Source organism: Roseomonas sp. E05 (genome assembly GCF_030063475.1).
Classification (GTDB): domain Bacteria; phylum Pseudomonadota; class Alphaproteobacteria; order Acetobacterales; family Acetobacteraceae; genus Pseudoroseomonas.
On sequence record NZ_JASIRT010000032.1, the window covers coordinates 38139 to 55870 of the forward strand.

At 69.9% G+C, this 17732-nt stretch carries 15 protein-coding genes and 1 pseudogene; 5 read left to right on the top strand and 11 right to left on the bottom strand.

The annotated features are described in order from the left end of the window. Positions 1-4: 4 nt before the first annotated feature. Positions 5-1036, bottom strand: a complete 1032-nt coding sequence (locus QMO56_RS22010) for an NAD(P)-dependent oxidoreductase (protein ID WP_283529383.1) — start codon at positions 1034-1036, stop codon at positions 5-7. 5 nt (positions 1037-1041) lie between these two features. Next, positions 1042-1569, bottom strand: coding sequence for an aldehyde dehydrogenase family protein (locus tag QMO56_RS22015; protein WP_408906544.1), 528 nt, complete (start codon positions 1567-1569; stop codon positions 1042-1044). On the opposite strand from QMO56_RS22015, the pseudogene QMO56_RS27020 reads away from it, so the two are divergent. Beyond that, positions 1486-1656, top strand: a pseudogene (locus tag QMO56_RS27020) (FCD domain-containing protein); the annotation flags it as partial. The gene QMO56_RS22015 and the pseudogene QMO56_RS27020 overlap by 84 nt on opposite strands. A gap of 208 nt (positions 1657-1864) precedes the next feature. On the opposite strand, the gene QMO56_RS22020 reads toward QMO56_RS27020, so the two are convergent. From QMO56_RS22020 to QMO56_RS22050, 7 genes are all read right to left on the bottom strand, one after another. Beyond that, the gene (locus QMO56_RS22020) at positions 1865-3550 is read right to left on the bottom strand and encodes a thiamine pyrophosphate-binding protein (protein WP_283529386.1); all 1686 of its coding nucleotides are present in this window, start codon (positions 3548-3550) and stop codon (positions 1865-1867) included. Between the two features lie 58 nt (positions 3551-3608). Next, positions 3609-4721 (bottom strand): tripartite tricarboxylate transporter substrate binding protein, encoded by a 1113-nt coding sequence (locus tag QMO56_RS22025; protein ID WP_283529387.1) that lies wholly within the window; start codon positions 4719-4721, stop codon positions 3609-3611. Between the two features lie 146 nt (positions 4722-4867). Continuing rightward, positions 4868-5833, bottom strand: coding sequence for a tripartite tricarboxylate transporter substrate binding protein (locus QMO56_RS22030; protein ID WP_283529388.1), 966 nt, complete (start codon positions 5831-5833; stop codon positions 4868-4870). 30 nt (positions 5834-5863) lie between these two features. Beyond that, positions 5864-6826, bottom strand: a complete 963-nt coding sequence (locus QMO56_RS22035; RefSeq protein WP_283529389.1) for a tripartite tricarboxylate transporter substrate binding protein — start codon at positions 6824-6826, stop codon at positions 5864-5866. Between the two features lie 78 nt (positions 6827-6904). Continuing rightward, a complete protein-coding gene (locus QMO56_RS22040; RefSeq protein WP_283529390.1) occupies positions 6905-8491 on the bottom strand; it encodes an acyl-CoA carboxylase subunit beta in 1587 nt (528 codons plus the stop codon). A 23-nt stretch (positions 8492-8514) separates the two neighbouring features. Continuing rightward, positions 8515-9894, bottom strand: a complete 1380-nt coding sequence (locus tag QMO56_RS22045; protein ID WP_283529391.1) for an acetyl/propionyl/methylcrotonyl-CoA carboxylase subunit alpha — start codon at positions 9892-9894, stop codon at positions 8515-8517. Between the two features lie 2 nt (positions 9895-9896). After that, entirely contained in the window at positions 9897-10118 is a 222-nt protein-coding gene (locus QMO56_RS22050; RefSeq protein WP_283529393.1) for a biotin/lipoyl-binding carrier protein, read from the bottom strand. A 96-nt stretch (positions 10119-10214) separates the two neighbouring features. Between QMO56_RS22050 and QMO56_RS22055 the strand changes: the two genes are divergently transcribed. The 4 genes from QMO56_RS22055 (at position 10215) to QMO56_RS22070 (ending at position 15335) form a co-directional block, all read left to right on the top strand. Further along, positions 10215-10940, top strand: a complete 726-nt coding sequence (locus QMO56_RS22055; protein ID WP_283529394.1) for a GntR family transcriptional regulator — start codon at positions 10215-10217, stop codon at positions 10938-10940. Between the two features lie 62 nt (positions 10941-11002). Then, positions 11003-13426: a CoA transferase gene (locus QMO56_RS22060; protein ID WP_283529395.1), complete on the top strand. Its 2424-nt coding sequence runs from the start codon at positions 11003-11005 to the stop codon at positions 13424-13426. Positions 13427-13461: 35 nt separating this feature from the next. Next, a complete protein-coding gene (locus QMO56_RS22065) occupies positions 13462-14430 on the top strand; it encodes a tripartite tricarboxylate transporter substrate binding protein (RefSeq protein WP_283529396.1) in 969 nt (322 codons plus the stop codon). A 500-nt stretch (positions 14431-14930) separates the two neighbouring features. After that, complete coding sequence (locus QMO56_RS22070; protein WP_283529397.1) at positions 14931-15335, top strand: four-helix bundle copper-binding protein; 405 nt, start codon at positions 14931-14933, stop codon at positions 15333-15335. Positions 15336-15815: 480 nt separating this feature from the next. On the opposite strand, the gene QMO56_RS22075 is transcribed toward QMO56_RS22070, so the two are convergent. Then, a complete protein-coding gene (locus QMO56_RS22075) occupies positions 15816-16481 on the bottom strand; it encodes a hypothetical protein (protein ID WP_283529398.1) in 666 nt (221 codons plus the stop codon). Positions 16482-16483: 2 nt separating this feature from the next. Further along, the gene (locus QMO56_RS22080) at positions 16484-17284 is read right to left on the bottom strand and encodes a DUF4396 domain-containing protein (protein ID WP_283529399.1); all 801 of its coding nucleotides are present in this window, start codon (positions 17282-17284) and stop codon (positions 16484-16486) included. Positions 17285-17732: the final 448 nt, after the last annotated feature.

Genomic DNA, 17732 nt, shown 5'->3' on the forward strand with positions numbered 1-17732 from the left:
AGTGCTACCCGGCGGGCTTTGGCGCCGCCGCGTCGCGCCAGGCGAGCAGACGGCGCAGGCCCTCGCGCATCTCCACCTCGGGCTCCCAGCCGATCGCCTCCTTTGCGGCACGGTGCACGATCTCGAAGGCGCCGCCGGAGGTCAGCCGCACCTTGCCGGGGTCGGGCTCCACCATTTCGGGCTTCAGGTCGGGCCGGCCGGAGAGCTCGGCCACCATCGTCACCAGTTCCAGCGTCGTCACCGGCCTGGGGCCGGAGGTGTTCACGGCGATGTCGGTGCTGGTCGATTCCAGCGCCATGCAGTTCGCCCGGGCGAGGTCGCCGACATAGACGAAATGCTTGGTCTCGCTGCCGTCGCCGATGACCTTCGGCCGTTCGCCGCGCCTGATCGCATCATGCGTCTCCACGATGTAGAGCGCATTGGCCGCACGGTAGTGCTGCCGCTCGCCATAGACGGTGGAGTAGCGCAGCACGATGTAGTCCTGTCCATGCTTGCGATGCGCGTCGCGGCAGAGCTGCTCGCCGATGATCTTGGAGGCGCCATAAAGGATGGCAGCGGGCGGCGCGCCGGCGGCATGGAAGGGCGTCTCCTCCACCAGCCCGCCCTTGACGCCCGGTCCATAGCCGTAGACGGCATTCGAGGAGGAGAAGATCAGCTTGCGCACCCTGTTGGCGCGGCAGGCCTCCAGCACGTTCTGCACGCCACGGATGTTGACGTCGATACCGCCCCAGGGATCGCGGTCGAAGTTCAGCGTCATGTAGGCGGCGAGATGGACGATGCCGTCCAGCCCCCCGGTGGCCCGCAGAAGTTCGTGCAGCTTGACGATGTCGCCCTGCACCACCTTCACGCGCGGATCGCCGCGCAGATGCGCGATGTTGCCCTCTCCACCGAAGGAGAGATTGTCGAAGATGGTGACCTCGGCGGCGCCGCGGGCCAGCAGCGCCTCGGCCGTGGCGGAGCCGACGAGGCTCGCGCCGCCGATGACCATGATCCGGCTGCCCTTCACCGGGACAGCGGCGGTGTCCTTCCTGGCCATGGCGGTCACCGCGCCACTGACATGGGCTGTTCGTGCAGACCGGAATCCATGCTTTTCACCTGTGCGTAGAGGCAGGGGCCACTGATGCCCTTCTCATGCCCGATGCCGCTGTTCTTGAAGCCACCGAAGGGCGTGGTGGTGACGGACTGCCTGTGGGCGTTGATCCGGACCGAGCCTGCCTCAAGCGCACGGCCGATGCGCCAGGCCCGCTTGAAGCTTCCGGCCCAGATGCCGCAGGCCCGCCCGAAGGCGGTGCCGTTGGCCGGGGTGATGAGGTCGGGCTCCTCCTTGAAGGGCAGCGCCACCAGGACGGGTCCGGGCGCATCCGCCGGGCAGGGCAGGGATTCCATGGGCAGGCTGCCAATCGCCATGGGCAGGTAACAGGCCCCGCTGGCAGAGCTCGGCCCTTCCGGAATCGCGCCGCCGCACGCAGCAGAGACCCGACCCGCATCCATTGTGAGAACAGGGCATTTCACCGCGCCCTGTTCGGCCTCTGCGGCAATCCCTGTCTGACGGAATCGATCCACCTGCATGACCGGCTGAGCTTTCCCGTCCATGCCTCTGGTGCGGCCGATCCGAGCGCGCTCGCCCAGGCCTGCGAAGAGCATGCGGAGATGGTGAGAGCCCCGCGCCAGCGCAACCGGGAAATATTGGCTCACCTCTCGGTCACCCATACGGAACGAGCGCCAGCTCTACGTGCAGAGATTCCTGACGGGGCATGTCCTCTCCCGCCAGCGTTGCAGCGCCCTTCCCGGATCGGCGGGTGGCGATGCGCGCGGCACAGAGGCGGGGAGGTGCATGATCTTCTGATCAGGCGTTTTCTCCGCTTCAGCGCACAGCACTTCCACCTGCGGCGGGCGCGGCGATCTTGGGCCCGTAGGGGAAATAAGGGGGATGATCGCCGATGGCAGTCATGTCTACCTCGACCAGGGTCGGCCCGCGCACCGCCAGGGCCTCCGACACCGTGGCGCCGAAAGCCGCGGGATCGCTGACCCGCCAGAAGGGTAGCCCGGCGAGTGCCGCGACGCCAGCCAGATCCGGCGCGAGCAAGGTATCGAACCGCCGACGGCCGCTCGCCACGGCATCCTGGATATGGCGGATGACGCCGTAGCCTCGGTCGTTCATCACCAGGATCACCATGTCCAGCTGTTCCTGCACGGCCGTCCACAGCTCACTCATGTTGAGGAAGAAGCCGCCATCCCCGGTCATCACCACGGTTTTCGGGTGCCCCGCAGCCAGGGCGGCGCCGATGCCCAGGCACAATCCCTGTCCGATGCCGGCACCAACCGGGTAGATGTTCGTCCTCGGGTCACTCAAGGCGAAAAGCTTGTTGCCCCATGTGCTGTTGTTGATGGTGATGTCGCGTGCCCAGACCGCATCGCGCGGCACCACCATGCGCAGTTGCTCGGCGAACCCGGCATAGGGACCAAGAGACGCCTTGAAGGCTGCCCGGGTATCGCGCTTCAGGCAGCGGAATTCCTCGCCGAAGGCGGGTTCGGCGCGGTACCGGCCCGCCAGCCGCGCCGCCAATGCCTCCAGTGTAAGCGCGGCATCGCCGCGCAGAAACAGCACGTTCGGATAGGTGCGGCCATCTGCCAGCGGGTCGATATCGATCTGCACCAGGTTTCTTGGCAGCGGCACCGAGAAGTCGCCGGTCTCATGCCCGCGCAGCCGCGAGCCGGCAACGATCATCAGATCGACGCTGCCGTAGAAAGCCTCGACGCCGCCCAGGCCCTGGCCGTTCAACGCGCCGAGATTCATCGGATGGTCTTCCGGCACAATGCCCCGGCCGGCCCAGCTGGTCACCATCCCGAAGCCCATCTCGAGCAGGGCCATCGCGGGTCTGGCCGCGCCCGCCGCGCCGCGGCCGAGCCACAGCATGGGCCGCCTGGCCTGCAGCACGCGCGCGACGAGCTGCTCCAGGGCGGCCTCGGCCGGCGGGAGCGGCGGCGGCAAGGGCAGCATGAAGCCATCGAGCGTCGCCGGCCGTGGCAGCGTCGCCCGCTGTATGTCGGTGGGCACCTCGACGCTCACGGGGCCCATGGGCGGCGTCAGCGCATCGGTCGCGGCGCGGGTCAGGACGCCCAGGGCCTCGCCCGCCGTTCGGATGCGGTAGGCCGATTTCCCCGTGGCCCGCAGCATGCCGAGCTGGTCCGGGACGTCGTGCACCGTGCCCATACCGCGGTCGGCGAAGCAGGTCGCCGTCTGCCCGGTGATGTGCAGCAGCGGCGTGCCGGCGAAACGCGCTTCCACCAGCCCTGCCACCGCATTGGCTGCGCCCGGCCCCGTGCTGGTGAAGACACAGCCCAGTCCGCCTGAAGCGCGGGCGTAGCCATCGGCCATGTGCCCCGCCCCTGCCTCGCCGCGCGCCATCACGAAACGCACGGCGTTGCGCCGTGAGATCGCATCCAGCATGGGGATGTTGTGCACCGATACGATGCCGAAGGCTGTGGACACGCCGCAGGCATCAAGGAACTCCGCAATCAGGTCGCTGACCGTGTAGGCGTCCGACATCAGGCAAGCCGTCCATGTTGCTGCGTTGGGAAATTCACGTGGGCGCAGGACCGCATCGTCATTGGAGCTTGATGCCGGCCTCCCGGATCACCGCGCCCCACTTCGCATGTTCTGCATTGATGCGGGCGCCAAACGCCTCGGGCGCATCGCCGATCGGGGTGGCACCCAGGTCATCCAGTTTCCGCATCGTTGCCGGCTGTGCCAGCCCGGCGGCGAGAGCGGCATGCACACGTTGGATCACTGCATCCGGCGTATTCCTCGGCGCCACCACGCCGAACCAGGCAGTCACCTCATAGCCCGGAAGAGTCTCCGCAATAGCCGGGATGTCCGGAGCGCCGCCCCAGCGCCTGGCGCCGGTCACGCCGATGCCGGCAAGTGCGCCGGACCGCACATGCGGCAGGATGGAAGGCAGGTTATCAACCCCATAGCTGAGCCGGCCCGCGAGCAGATCGGGCATCATGGCCGATGAACCGCGGTAGGAGACGTGGTCGGCCTCGATGCCCGCCTGGATGCGGAACAACTCGGCGGCGAGATGCGTGGTGCCGCCAATGCTCGTCTCGCCATAGGCCAGCCGCCGTTGCTTCGCCAAGGCGATCAGCTCTGCCGTGGTCTTCACGCCAAGGCCGGGATGCGCAGCGATGAGATTGGGCACTTCCGCGATCTGCGTGACGGGGGCGAAATCGCGCAGCCCGTCAAAGCCCGGCTCGCTGTAGAGGAAGCCGTTGATGGCCAGCGGCCCTGGTGAGCTCAGCAGCAGCGTGTAGCCGTCGGGCTCGGCGCGGGCGGCCTGCGCTGCGCCGATATTGCCGCCCGCGCCGGAGCGGTTGTCCACCACCACCGGCTGGCCCAGCGCCTCTGTCAGGAGATCAGCGGCGACCCGGGCCAGGATGTCGCTTGTGCCGCCTGCCGGGAAAGGGCAGATCATCCTTATCGGGCGCGAGGGCCAGCCGGCCGTGGCCGCGCTGGCACCGCGCGCCAGCAATGCTGCCGCCATGCCGGTGAGCCAGGCACGGCGCCTCGGCATGGCGTGCTGCAAGATTCGCGGATCCGCCGTCATGATGTCCCTTCCTCCTGTTTCTTTTAGCGCAGACTGCGCTGCGAAGCCGCCTCTGGCCAGTCCGTTTGAGGCCTGCCGCCGCGATTGGACCGACTTGGAAGGCTGGTTGGTCATCTCGCTTTGTGGCTCTGCTGAGAGCGGGTCGGATGAGCCGTTGCCGAGTGTATCTGCTGCCCTCATTGAGTCGGCAATCCCGAGTGCAATTCTCGCCCGTCCTGCATGGCCCGAGGCGGGGTAACCCACCTCGGGTGAACTCTGGTCTAATCCACGCGCACGCCGGCGGCGGCGATTACCTCCCCCCAGGCCTTTCGGTCCTGCGCCATCCGGGCGCCAAAGGCCTCCGGCCCCTCGAACAGCGGTGTCAGACCATTGTCGCGCAGCTGCTTCTGCAGAGCGGCATCCTGCAAGGCCCGCTTGGTGGCATCGGCCCAGGCGCTGACGGCCGCATCCGGCATGCCGCGCGGGCCGCAGAGCCCGAACCAGCCGGCGATCTCCAGCCCCGGCACGGAGTCCGAGAGCAGCGGGACTTCGGGGAAGGTGGACTTCATGGATGCGTCGCCCAGCGCGACGAGGCGCAGCTTGCCGCCCTGCACCTGGGAGATGACGTCGCCGAGATTGGTGACCATGAAGTCGGCGCGCCCGGCCATGATGTCGAGCGCTGCGGGAGCCGCGCCCCGGTAGGGGACATGCAGCAGCTTGATCCCCGCCATCCGCTGCAGCCGCTCGCCCGAGAGGTGCTGCGCCGTGCCGATGCCGGCGCTGGCATAGCTCAGCCCACCCGGTTTTGCCTGTGCCGCGGCCAGGAAGGCCTCCATGCTGCTGTAGGGGCCGCCCGCACGCACCACGGCGCCGTAGCTGGAGAGTGCGACATTGGCGACCGGAATCAGATCCTTGCGCGGGTCGATCGGCATCGGCAGCCCAGGCAGCTCGGGGCTGATCGTCATGGTGCCCATCGGGCATTGGAACAGCACCGAGCCGTCAGCATCGCCGCGCACGACCGCCTCCGCCGCGATGAATCCGTTGGCGCCCGTGCGGTTCTCCACCACCACGTTGCGGTCGAGGAGGGGCGCGACGGCATTGGCGATCAACCGTGCCACGAGGTCCGATGTGCCACCTGGCGCGAAGCCGCCGATGATGCGCAGCGTCCGGTCGGGAAGCTGCGCCCGGGCCGGCGGAACAATGGCCGCGCAAGCCACCAGGGCCATGGCGAGCACACGTTTCAACATCTTGATTCCTCCCTGCCCAACCGGGCTTTCCTATTCGACGCGGATTCCTCCGGCGCGGATGACCTCGCCCCATTGCTTCCAGTCCTGGGCGACCGTGGCCGCGAAGTCATCGGGGCCCTCCAGCCGGGGTGCCAGGCCCTGCTCCAGCAGGCGCTGGCGCATGGCGGGGCTGCCCATTCCCTGGCGCACCGCCTCGGCCCAGCGCGACACCAGCTCGGGCGGCATGCCGCGCGGCCCGCAGAGGCCGAACCAGCCGCTGACGGCATAGGCGGGCACGACGTCCGAGACCTGCCCGGCCTGCGGAAAGACGGGCGAACCGATGCCGTCCGCGAAGGCAAGCAGCCGCAGCTGCCCGCCCTGCACCTGCGAGACCACGTCGCCGAGATTGGTGATGATGGTGTCGGTGCGCCCGGCCACCACGTCCAGGACCCCGAGCGCCGCCCCACGATAGGGCACGTGCACCAGCTTCAATCCCGCCTGCTGGGCGAGCCGCGCACCGGAGAGATGCGACACCGAGCCGATGCCGGCGCTGGCATAGGTCAGCCGTTCCGGCTTCTCGCGCGCCGCGGCGACAAAGCCCGCCACGTCGCGGTAGGGTGCGTTGGCGGCCACCACCATGGCCTGGGTGGAATGCGCCACATTCACGATCGGGATCAGCTCCTGCCGCGGATCGAGCGGCAGATGCGCGCCGGGGAGTTGCGGGCTGATGGTCAGCAGCCCGGTCGCGCATTGCAGCACGGTGTAGCCATCGGGGGCGGAACGGGCCACGGCCTCGGCCGCAATGGCGCCGTTGGCGCCGGTGCGGTTCTCCACCACCGGCCGCTGGCCGAAGGCGGGCGCGACCGCCTCGGCGATCAGCCGCGCGACGATGTCGCTGGTGCCGCCCGGCGCGAAGCCGCCGATGATGCGCGGCGGGTGGTCCGGAAAGGCATGCGCTGCGGGCGGGCAGAGCGCCGCGGCCAGCACGGCCGCGGCAGCCAGGATCTTCCTCATGATATCCTCCCCGGGCCGCCCTTCCGTGGGCGGTCCCCTGTTTCTTGTGCGGCCGGCCCGGCGCGACGGGCCGGCGGATCAGGGCCGCATTTGCAGGCGCCCCGGCTGCGGCATCCGCAACGGCGCGGCGAGCTGCGCGAAGTCGCAGAGCAGCCGCCGCGTCTCGCGCGGATCGATGATCTCCTCCACCCAGAAGGTTTCGGCGGTGCGGAAGGGCGAGCGGAGCTGGTTCAGCAGGTCCTCGATCTCGCGCAGCTTCTGCGCCGGATCGGGCGCCGCCTCGATCTCGGCCCGGTAGGCGGCCTCGATGCCGCCTTCGAGCGGCAGCGAGCCCCAGCGCGCGGAAAGCCAGGCATAGCGCAGGGAGAGCCGCCCCGCCGGCTGGTGCGCGGCGCCTGCGACCCCGAAGGCATTGCGGATGATGATGCTGCACCAGGGCATGGTGGTCTGGTTCATCGCCGCCATGGCGCGCACGCCGTGGCGGATGGTGGCGGCGCGCTCCGCCTCCAGCCCGATCATGAAGCCCGGGCAATCCACCAGATAGACGACCGGCAGATGGAAGGTCTCGGCCATGTCGAGGAAGCGCACCACCTTCTGGCAGGTGTCGGCGGTCCAGGAGCCACCGTAGAAATACGGGTCGCTGGCCATCAGCGCCACGGCGCGGCCGCCGAAACGGGCGAAGCCGGTGATCAGCGAACGGCCGAACATCCGGCCCTGCTCGAAGAAGCTGCCGCGGTCGACCACCGCCTCGATGATCCGCCGCATCTGGTAGACCCGGCGCCGGTCGCGCGGGACGATGGAGAAGAGGGAGTCCTCGCGTCGCCCGGGATCGTCATCGCAAGGCAGGTCCGGCGGCAGGTCATGGACCGAGGCGGGCAGATAGGAGAGAAAGCGGCGGGCGCATTCGAAGGCCTCATCCTCGCTGTCCACCGCGTGATCAACGGCGCCGCTCCTGGTCTGGATTTCCCAGCCGCCCAGCGCCTTCTTGTCGAGGTTCTGGCCGAGCCGGGCGACGACGGGCGGCCCGGCGACGAACATCGCGGCGGTCTCCTTGGTCATCACCGAGTAGTGGGTCGAGGCGAGGCGCGCCGCGCCCAGCCCGGCCACCGAGCCGAGCCCCAGCCCCACCACCGGCACCGCGCTGAGGTTGAGCGTCGTGTAGTTGAACAGGCCGGTGCCGCCGACGCCGCCCGGCAGGTTGGCACGTCCCGTCGTCTCGATGGTCTTGACCGAGCCGCCGCCGCCCGAGCCCTCGATGATGCGGATGATCGGCAGGCGGAACTCGTTGGCCATGCGCTCCGCCATCAGCGGCTTCTCGCGGATGGTGGCATCGGCCGAGCCGCCGCGAACGGTGAAGTCGTCGCCCACCAGCACCACCGGCCGCCCACCGAGCGTGGCCCGGCCGAAGACACAGTTGGAGGGGGTCAGCCGCCTCAGATTGGCTGTTTCGTCATACTCGGCCCTGCCGGCAATGGCGCCGATCTCGTGGAAGCTGCCGGGATCGGCCAGCTTGGCCACTCGCTCGCGCACGGTGAGCCGGCCGGCGTCGTGCTGGCGGCGCACCTTGTCGGGGCCGCCCATTTCCTGCGCCATTGCCTCGCGCCGGCGCAGTTCGTCGAGCTCCGGCTGCCAGTCGGTGACGGGGTTGGGGATCGTGTCGGGCATCGGAACCTTCCTGTCCATCGGGCTCAGGCGGCGGTCGCGGCCAGCAGCCCGGCGCGGGCGCGGTCGAGGAAATGCGTGTCCACCTGCCCCGCCGCCATTTCGGGGCTGCGCAGGGCAGCGGCGAGGAAGCCGGCGTTCAGCCGCACCCCACTGGCCGAGCAGCGGTCGAGCGCCGCCGCCAGCTTCGTCAGGGCCTCGGCGCGGGTGGGGGCATGGGCGATGACCTTGGCGATCATCGGGTCGTAGAAGGGGGTCAGCGTGTCGCCCTCGCGCACGCCGGTATCGATGCGCAGGCCCGGCCTCGCCTCGGGAAGGGCCAGGGCCTGCAGCCGCCCCGGCGAGGGCAGGAAGTTGCGGGCCGGGTCCTCGGCGCAGAGCCGCGCCTCGACGGCATGCCCCTCCAGCCGAACCGCGTCCTGCGCCCAGGGGAGCGCCTCGCCGCCGGCAACGCGGATCTGCCACTCCACCAGGTCCAGCCCCGTGACCATCTCGGTGACGGGGTGCTCGACCTGCAGGCGGGTGTTCATCTCGATGAACCAGATGCGCTCCGCCGTTGGCGCATCCCCGGCCTCCGCTACGAACTCCACCGTGCCGGCACCGACATAGCCAACCGCCTCCGCGAGGGCGATGGCGCGGCGGCCGAGTTCCGCCCGCAGCGCCGCATCCAGGCCCGGGGCGGGGGATTCCTCGACCAGCTTCTGGTGGCGGCGCTGCAGGGTGCAGTCGCGCTCGCCCAGATGCAGCACCTTGCCCCCCGTATCGGCCAGGATCTGCACCTCGATATGCCGCGCCCGTGGAATCAGCTTTTCCACCAGCACGCGGCTGTCGCCGAAGCTCATCGCCTCCCGCCGGGCGGCGGCGAGAGATGCGGGGAATTCCTCCGCGCTGGCGACGCTGCGCATGCCGCGCCCGCCACCACCCGCGACGGCCTTGATCAGCATGGGGAAGCCGATCTCCTGCGCCGCCGCAAGCAGGCGCGTGTCCGACTGGTCCTCGCCGTCATAGCCCGGCACCGCCGCCACGCCGGCGCGGCGTGCCACCGCCTTGGCCGCGGCCTTGCTCCCCATGGCACGGATTGCCGCCGGCGGTGGACCGATGAAGGTCAGACCCGCATCGGCGCAGGCTTCGGCGAATTCGGCATTCTCGCTGAGGAAGCCGTAGCCGGGATGCACCATGCGGGCGCCGCTGCGGCGCGCAGCCTCCAGCAGTGCGGGGACGGAGAGATAGGACTGGCTGGGATGGGCAGGGCCGATCGGTTCGGCCCTGTCGGCCGCCGCCACATGCAGGGCTTCGGCATCGGCCTCGGAAAAGACGGCGATGCTGGGCAGGCCCATGCGGCGGCAGGTGGCGGCGATGCGGCAGGCGATCTCGCCGCGATTGGCGATAAGGACCGGGCCCCGCACCCTCAGGCCTCCAGCAGAGCGACAGCCTGGCCTTCCTCGACCTGGTCGCCCTCGGCCACCAGCACGGCGGCGATGCGGCCGGCTTGCGGGGCGGTGACGGGGATTTCCATCTTCATGGACTCCAGCAGCATCACCGTATCGCCCTCGGCGAGCTGGTCGCCGGGACGGGCCTGAATCTGCCAGACGGATGCGGTGATCTCTGCGGCGATTTTCACCTCGGCCATGATAGTCTCCCCCCGGCGTTGTAATTTGTTGTCACAGATCATAGCAGGCGGACGGGAGTGTCAAGCGACCGTGTGGAATCCGAAACGGAGGGGAGCATGAGTGGACCTGCGGCAGCATCGCCGCCGATCACCACCGAGAGCGTCGGCGCGAAAGTGTACCAGCGGTTGCGCCTCGACCTGATGCGCAGCCGCTTCCGCCCGGGCGAGAAGCTGAAACTGCGCGACCTGGCGCAGGAGCTTGGGGTCAGCTCGACGCCGGTGCGGGACGCGCTCGCCCGGCTGGTCAGCGAAGGCGCGCTGGAGCAGTTCGACCACCGCTCGGTGCGGGTGCCCGTGCTCTCCGACGAGCGCTTCCGCGAGATCGTCGAACTCCGTGCCGAACTGGAGGGCAAGGCCGCCGCGCGTGCCGCCGAGCGCGCCCGGCCGGCCGACGCGGACCGGCTGGCCGAGATCCACGCGCGCATGACGGCGGCGCGGCTGGCCGGCGACGGCATTCCCATGCTGGAGGAGAATGAGCGCTTCCACATGGAGATCTGCGCCCTTTCCGGGATGCCGGTGCTGACGCGGATCATCGAGGGGCTGTGGCTGCAATGCGGCCCCTTGCATGCCGGGCTGCGCCAGGTGCGCTTCCTGCACCATCCGGACGCGCATCCGCATCACGAGGTCATCCGAGCCTTGCGGGAGCAGGATGGTGCCCTGGCGCGGCTGGCGGTCCAGCGTGACATCAGCGTCTATGCCGAGGTGCTGCTGCGGCGCCTGCCGGAGATCAACATCGGCGCATTGACCGGGCGGCGGCGCCTGATGGTTGACGCGGCGGAATGAGGGCGGTTTAGTTGTCACAAATCACAAAATAGGCCGCGCCCGCGGTCAGAGGGAGGATGCCCATGCCCCGGCCGCCCCATGCCGCCCTGCCGCTTACCGCCCTCCGCGTGCTGGAGGTGGGCGGCGGCGTTGCCCTCTCCTACATCGGCAAGCTGTTCGCCGATTTCGGCGCCGAGGTGCTGAAGCTGGAGCCGCCGGGCGGCGATCCGCTGCGCCGCCAGCCGCCGCTGGTCGAGACGGGCGAAGGCCGGGAATCCGCCCTTTTCGCCTGGCTCAGCACCAGCAAGCGCAGCCTCACCGCCGATATCGCCGCCGCGCCCGGGCTTGAGCGCGCACGGCAACTGCTCCCCGGCTGTGACGTGCTGCTCGATGCGCGGCCACGCGCCGAGCGCCAGGCAAGGCCGCTCGGGATGGAACTGCCGCATCTGGTGGCCGCCGAGCTGTCGGATTTCGGCGACAGCGGCCCCTATCGCGACTTCACCGCGACCGACACGGTGCTGCGCGCCCTGGCGGGGGTCTTCGCCTGCACCGGTCCGGCGGAGGGGCCGCCCTCGCTGCTCGGCGGCATCGCCGGGGCGGTGACGGCGGCGCTCGCCGCGTTCAACGCCGTGGCCGCCGCGCTCTGGTCGGGTGCCGGGCGCCGGCTGGAGATCAGCCTGCATGAGGCCAATGTCGCCGTGGCCGAGTACCAGGCGGCGCAGAGCGTCACCAACCCGGAGGTGGAGCGGCGCTACGGCGTCAACCGCTTCGCCCCCACCTGTCCGCTCGGCGTCTATCGCTGCAGGGAGGGATGGCTCGGCGTCTCGGTGGTGACGCCGGCGCAGTTCCGCGGCTTCTGCGAGATGATCGGCATTCCCGAGGTCGGGCATGATCCGCGCTTCGTCGTCGGGCTGGACCGGCTGCGCCATGTGGAGGAGCTTGAGGCGCTGTTCGTCCCGCGCCTGGCCGAGCGCAGCGCCGAGGAATGGTTCCTCGAGGCGATCCGCCGCCGCCTTCCCTTCGCCGTGGTGCCGGACATGGCGACGCTGCTGCGGACACCGACCCACCGCGCCCGCGATGCCTTCGCGACGGTGGAGCGGGGTGGGGCGCGCTTCGAGGGGCCGGCCCTGCCGCAACGGCTGACCCGCACGCCGCCCTTGCCGGGCGGCCGGGCGCCGCGCGCCGGCGAGCATGACGGGATGGCGGTGCCACCGGCCCGCGAGCCCGCCGCCCCGCGCCCGGTGCCGCTGCCGCTGGCGGGGCTGCGCATCGTGGACCTCTCGATGGGTTGGGCCGGACCGCTCTGCACCCGTCAGCTTGCCGATCTCGGCGCCGAGGTGATCAAGGTGGAGGCCTGCCAGTACCCGGACTGGTGGCGTGGCGTCGATCCGCGCCCCGCCTTCTTCGCCGAGCGGCGCTACGAGCAGGATGTCCGCTTCGCCGTGCTCAATCGCAACAAGGTCGGCATCACGCTCGACCTCACCACGCCGGAAGGCAAGGCGCTGCTGAAGCGGCTGGTGCGCGACGCCGATGCGGTGGTCGAGAACTATGCCCGCGAGGTGCTGCCGAAGCTCGGTCTCGACTACGCCGCCCTGGCCGCCGAGCGGCCGGACCTGGTCATGCTCTCCATGCCGGCCTTCGGGCTGGAAGGACCCTGGCGCGACGCGCGCGCCTATGGCTCGACGCTGGAGCACGCCTCCGGCCTGCCCACCGTCTCCGGCGCGGCGGACTGGCCGCCCACCACCAACCAGCTCGCCTATGGCGACCCGATCGGCGGGCTGAACGCCGCCGCCGCGCTGATGGTGGCCCTGCTACACCGCCGCTTTACCGGCGAGGGGCAGCAGATCGACCTGGCGCAGGTGGAATGCATGTTCCCGCTGGCGGCGCCCTGGATCATCGCGGCCTCCGCCACGGGCGACCCCGGGCCGCGCCTCGGCAACCGTCATCCGGAGATGGTGCCGCATGGCGCCTTCCCCTGCCGGGATGCGGGCTGGGTGGTGGTCGCGGCGCAGGACGACGCGGCCTGGGCAAGGCTGGCGCGCGGCATCAACCGGCCGGACCTGGCGGAGGACCCCGCGCTGACCACCGCCGCCGGCCGCCGCGCTCGCGAGGCGGCGCTGGAGGCGGCGGTGGCCGCCTGGACAGGGGAGCGTGAGGCGGAGGTCGCGATGGTAGCGCTGCAGGCGCTGGGCGTCGCGGCCGGCGCCGTGCTCTGGCCGAGCGCCCTGAAGCGCGACCCCCATCTCGCCGCACGCGGGTTCTGGCAACGCGTCGAGCGGCCCTTCATCGGCCGGCACGACCAGCCGTCGGCCCCGTTCCGCGAGGCGGGCAAGGGCCCCTATGCGGTGCGCCGCCCGGCGCCGACCCTGGGGCAGGACAACACCGCGGTGCTGGGGGGCCTGCTGGACCTGAGGGAGGACGAACTGCGACGGCTGGAGGCCGACGGCATCATCGGCTGCGATGCGGTGCCGGTCGCGCAGCGCAAGGCCCGCACGCCGATCATCTGAGCACGGCCCCGCAGAGGGCCGCAGGAGGAGGAACCATGTCCATCATGCTGCCGCGGCGGACCGCGCTCGCCTCGGCCCTTGGCCTCCTCGCCGGCGCCGCCGCCGCCGAGGAAGCCTCGTTTCCCGCCCGGCCGATCCGGCTGATCTATCCCTTTGCGCCCGGCGTGGGGGACGGGCTGGCGCGCAGCGTCGCCGAGGCCGCGCGCGAATGGCTTGGGCAGCCCATCGTGGTCGAGAACAAGCCCGGCGCCAACACGATGATCGGTGCCGAGGCCGCCGCGCGCGCGCCGAAGGACGGCTATACCCTGGGCTGGGTGGCCACCAGCACCCTGGCCCTGAACCCGCATTTCTATCCCGACATTCCCTACCAGCCGAGAGACTTCGCGCCGCTCACCCTGGTCTATCGCGCCCCCGTGGCCTTCGCCGCAGCCGCCGACGTGCCGGGCGAGGGCTTCGCCGGCGTACTGGACTACCTGCGAGCCCATCCTGGCCAGCCCTTCGGCAGTGTCGGCAACGGCAGTACGCCACACCTGGTGATGGAACTGCTGCAAAGCCGCACAGAGGTGCGGATGGTCAACGTGGCCTATCGCGGCGAGCAGGCGGCGCTGTCAGACCTGATCACCGGGCGCATCCCTTTCTATGCCGGTTCGCTGAACACCTTGCTGCCGCATAGGGAGGGACGGCGTTTCCGCGTACTGGCGCTTTCGGCGCCAGAGCGGCTTGGCGCAGCGCCGGAGGTGCCGACCTTCGCTGAACTGGGCCATCCCGACCTGGTGGTGCGCTATTGGCACGGAATCTGCGCCCCGGCCGGCACGCCGCCCGGAGTGCAACGCATTCTGGCAGGAGCACTGGAGAAGGCGGTGCGTAGCAAGCTCGTGCAGGCCCGCGCCACGCCGGACATGGCGCTGGATCCGGTGAGCCTCGGCGACTTCGCCGCCGTGATCACGCAGGACAACGACTTCTACGGACGCCTGATCCGGGAACGGCATATCAGTATAACCTGACCCGGGGACGAGCAGGGGCGAAGCCCGAAGCGAACCTCGGTGACCGCTCCACACTGCTGCCCTCCGTCCGGCAACGAGCCGGGAAGTAGCCCTGGATTTGAGCGAAGCCCGCTTCAGCCCGGCGGCATGCCGCCGAAGCGCTGCGCCATGAGCGTCGCGATAAATCCCGCTGCCACGGTAGAGACGAGACAGCCGGCCGCCTGGCTGCCCAGGACAACACGGGCGTCGATCAGCCAGATGTTATCTGCCGCGGTGCAGAGGAGTGGCGGTGAGAGGCCCGTTGCCCGACCTTGCAAGCAGGCGCTACCGGGTTCCGCACGAGGGCGCGGGCGTCGGGTGGGTTTGGAAGCTGAGGCCGGCGACCAGAGCTGTTTTGTCGTCATGTGACAGGAAACCGCTTCCTCGCAGCGCTTGTTGAGAACACACCGGCTCGCCCTGCCGCGGCTTCCCGCGTTCCACGGATGGGCCTCCGCCGTTCCTCCAGATCTGAAAGGCATTCCATGCGCGCACAAGAGATGATCCGCACGCACCCGCAGGTGAAGGGCGATGTCAACGACGCGCTGATCCGGTGCATCGAGGAATGCTACTCCTGCGCCCAGACATGCATCGCCTGCGCCGACGCCTGCCTCGGTGAGCAAATGGTCCAGCAGCTTGCGCAGTGCATTCGCCTCGACCTGGACTGCGCCGATGTCTGCCTCGCCACAGGGGCGCTTGCCAGCCGGAGGACCGGCTCGAACGAGGCCCTCCTCCGGCAGATGCTGACCGTCTGCGAGACGGCCTGCCGCACCTGTGCCGAAGAGTGCGACCGCCATGCCAGCATGCACGAGCACTGCCGCATCTGCGCCGACGCCTGCCGCGGTTGCGAGAAGGCCTGCCAGGAGGCGGCGGCCAGCATCACCGCCTGAGAAATGGCGCCGCGCCGGTAGCGCTCAAGCCTGCCGGCGCTTCCGGCTGTTTCAGCCGCAAAGGATATTGCCGGCGGATACGGCCCTGGTTGCCTCCGCCCAGCCCCTTCAGCAATGGGCTTGACCTTCCCGCAGCGGGGGGCTCCACCTCTGCAAAGGTCATGCGAAGGAGGCATCCATGCCGCGCTTCAAGCCCCGGACAGGGCCTGCGGCGGCGGCACCAGGGACGTGACCGCCGACTGCGCAGGGTGGACCCGCGCCCCGCAGCTCAGGATCAGCCTTGCAGCGCGAAGCCGCCATGGAGAGCAAGGTAGCCACTACCGGCACTTGGACCGCGCCCTCCGCAGCACAGACTGGATAAGCGAGCGCCTGACGGCCTGACCCGCAAGCCTGGCCTCCACTTCGGTGCTGCCGCTCCGGCGCCAGCAAAGCGGGTCTCCAGCCGTAAAGCGCCGGGATTCCCGGCCGGAGGCCTGGCGTTCACCCGTCGCCACCGGCCCCGGCGGGCTCCGCCAGCGTCAGGGCGTAGTCCTGGCCCAGCAGTACCTGGTCGGCGGGCAGCCGGATCGTGCGTGCGCCGATGCCCAGGAAACCGCCTTGGGAGACGAGGATCGCATCCCCCTCAGCCGCGTAGCCTTCCAGCGTTCCGGCTTCCTCGCCCTGGGCGTTGAGGACGGTGCGACCCTCCGCCTCGGACACTGCCTGCGCGTCCAGCCTGCGCGGCTCCGCCTCGCCCAGCGGCGTCTGGGCCAGCGCCTGGGAGGCCGACTGCAAGATGTCCGCGGCCTTATGAGGGGCGCCGTTTTGCAGCGCCTTGCGCCCTTCCTCGACGCCGTGGCGGGCATCCCGGAAAGCCTTCCGCCCGGGCTCGCCCAGCATCCAGGCGGTATCTCCGAAGCGCGCCAGGCGGCGCGCCCGGTCCAGCGCGCGGGTCGCCTCGTGCCGGTGCCCTGCGCGCAGGGCACCGGCGCTCTGGGACATGGCGGTGGCGAGGGCCTGCCGGGCGGCGTCGAACCTCGCAGGCGCTTCCGCCTTGGGCGGGGTCGGGGCACTGGGCGCCTGCGCCATCGCGGCAGGGCCCAACGGCAGGGCAGCCGCGATCCAGGCTGCACCCAGCAGGGCATGCAAAGTCCGCGGCGGCCTCATCATCACGCCCCCTGCGGCGCCGCTTGGCCCTGCTGGGCCTTCCGGCCCTTGCCCTCGTTGCCCTGCATCTGCTTCAGCATGTGCTCCATCCCCTGTCCGTGCTTCCAGCCCATCGAGACCAGCCACCAGTTCATCGGGTAGGTGAAGACGAAGCCGACCATCAGGCCGAGCGCCCCGAAGGTCCAGAAGGCATAGGTGGTGGGCATCGGCTGCATGCCGACCACCGCCGGAGTGACAAGGCGCATGATCAGGCCCATGCCGACCATGACGGTGATCATGGAGAAGAACTCGGCACGGCCACCCTTCCAGATCGCGGCCAGCCAGCCATTGCCGTGCAGGCGCATCGCCCAGGTCTGGAAGATGAACCAGCCGAAGGCGTAGCCGACCGCGTACTCGAACCAGAACTCTTCCCAGAAGAAGAAGCCCATCAGGCGGGCGCCCACCATTGCCGTCATGATGCCAAGGCCGTCGCCCGCGACGCAATGGGTGGCCGAGGCCATCACCTTGCGCCAGCGTGGCTGCGAGAACTCGGTGAAGCGGCGCATCTTCTCCATGCGGCCCTGCACCCTGCCGATGCCAGGCGGGCGCGAGGTAAGGAAATAGAGCGCGATGCCGACGACCGAGAAGAAGATGATGATGATGGGCCAGCAGGCCTTCAGCGGCGGGTTCAGGGCAGTGTTCGCCGTGAAGGAATCGTAGATCATCCAGGCGGCGCCCAGCGCGCCGATGGCGTACCAAGTAAGGGCGAACCAGGGCTCCGCCATGAAGGGGAGCGCGTTCGCGATGACGTCGAGGATGCTCATGCCTGGATCCGGCGGTCGCCGCCTCCGTTGTCGTGTGGTTGCACTGGGCTGACCTCCGCCGGCACATCCTCCCGCAACCATTTCCGCAGGCAGGCGATGTGGGCCCCGCAGCCTTCGAGCTGCTCCCGCTTGCTGCTCACTTGCTATCCCCGCCGTCTGCGCGGTGGCGCTTCTACAACTTGGTGCTTTCCGTGCCTGTGACTGCTTCGGCGGGTCGGATGCCCGCCTGGCGTCTGTCGAATGGCCGCCAAGCTTCCGTGCAGCCGCGTCAGCACTCCCGCCTTTGGCTAAACCTGCTCCAGCAAGTGGGGTTTCGTTCGTATTTGCGGCAAATTATGTCAGTGCGCCGCGGGCGAGCGCCCTGCTTGACCTTCCCACCATGGAAGCCCCCCATTTGGTCGCTTCGGGCCAGAGCCAATCCGCCGAGGCGGACCACCACGGGAGACGG

What these genes read in the sequence shown, in the direction of transcription:
- QMO56_RS22010 (WP_283529383.1), bottom strand. Translation starts at nt 1,036, where the DNA reads ATGGCCAGGAAGGACACCGCCGCTGTCCCGGTGAAGGGCAGCCGGATC.
- QMO56_RS22015 (WP_408906544.1), bottom strand. Translation starts at nt 1,569, where the DNA reads ATGCAGGTGGATCGATTCCGTCAGACAGGGATTGCCGCAGAGGCCGAA.
- QMO56_RS22020 (WP_283529386.1), bottom strand. Translation starts at nt 3,550, where the DNA reads ATGTCGGACGCCTACACGGTCAGCGACCTGATTGCGGAGTTCCTTGAT.
- QMO56_RS22025 (WP_283529387.1), bottom strand. Translation starts at nt 4,721, where the DNA reads ATGACCAACCAGCCTTCCAAGTCGGTCCAATCGCGGCGGCAGGCCTCA.
- QMO56_RS22030 (WP_283529388.1), bottom strand. Translation starts at nt 5,833, where the DNA reads ATGTTGAAACGTGTGCTCGCCATGGCCCTGGTGGCTTGCGCGGCCATT.
- QMO56_RS22035 (WP_283529389.1), bottom strand. Translation starts at nt 6,826, where the DNA reads ATGAGGAAGATCCTGGCTGCCGCGGCCGTGCTGGCCGCGGCGCTCTGC.
- QMO56_RS22040 (WP_283529390.1), bottom strand. Translation starts at nt 8,491, where the DNA reads ATGCCCGACACGATCCCCAACCCCGTCACCGACTGGCAGCCGGAGCTC.
- QMO56_RS22050 (WP_283529393.1), bottom strand. Translation starts at nt 10,118, where the DNA reads ATGGCCGAGGTGAAAATCGCCGCAGAGATCACCGCATCCGTCTGGCAG.
- QMO56_RS22055 (WP_283529394.1), top strand. Translation starts at nt 10,215, where the DNA reads ATGAGTGGACCTGCGGCAGCATCGCCGCCGATCACCACCGAGAGCGTC.
- QMO56_RS22060 (WP_283529395.1), top strand. Translation starts at nt 11,003, where the DNA reads ATGCCCCGGCCGCCCCATGCCGCCCTGCCGCTTACCGCCCTCCGCGTG.
- QMO56_RS22065 (WP_283529396.1), top strand. Translation starts at nt 13,462, where the DNA reads ATGTCCATCATGCTGCCGCGGCGGACCGCGCTCGCCTCGGCCCTTGGC.
- QMO56_RS22070 (WP_283529397.1), top strand. Translation starts at nt 14,931, where the DNA reads ATGCGCGCACAAGAGATGATCCGCACGCACCCGCAGGTGAAGGGCGAT.
- QMO56_RS22075 (WP_283529398.1), bottom strand. Translation starts at nt 16,481, where the DNA reads ATGAGGCCGCCGCGGACTTTGCATGCCCTGCTGGGTGCAGCCTGGATC.
- QMO56_RS22080 (WP_283529399.1), bottom strand. Translation starts at nt 17,284, where the DNA reads ATGAGCATCCTCGACGTCATCGCGAACGCGCTCCCCTTCATGGCGGAG.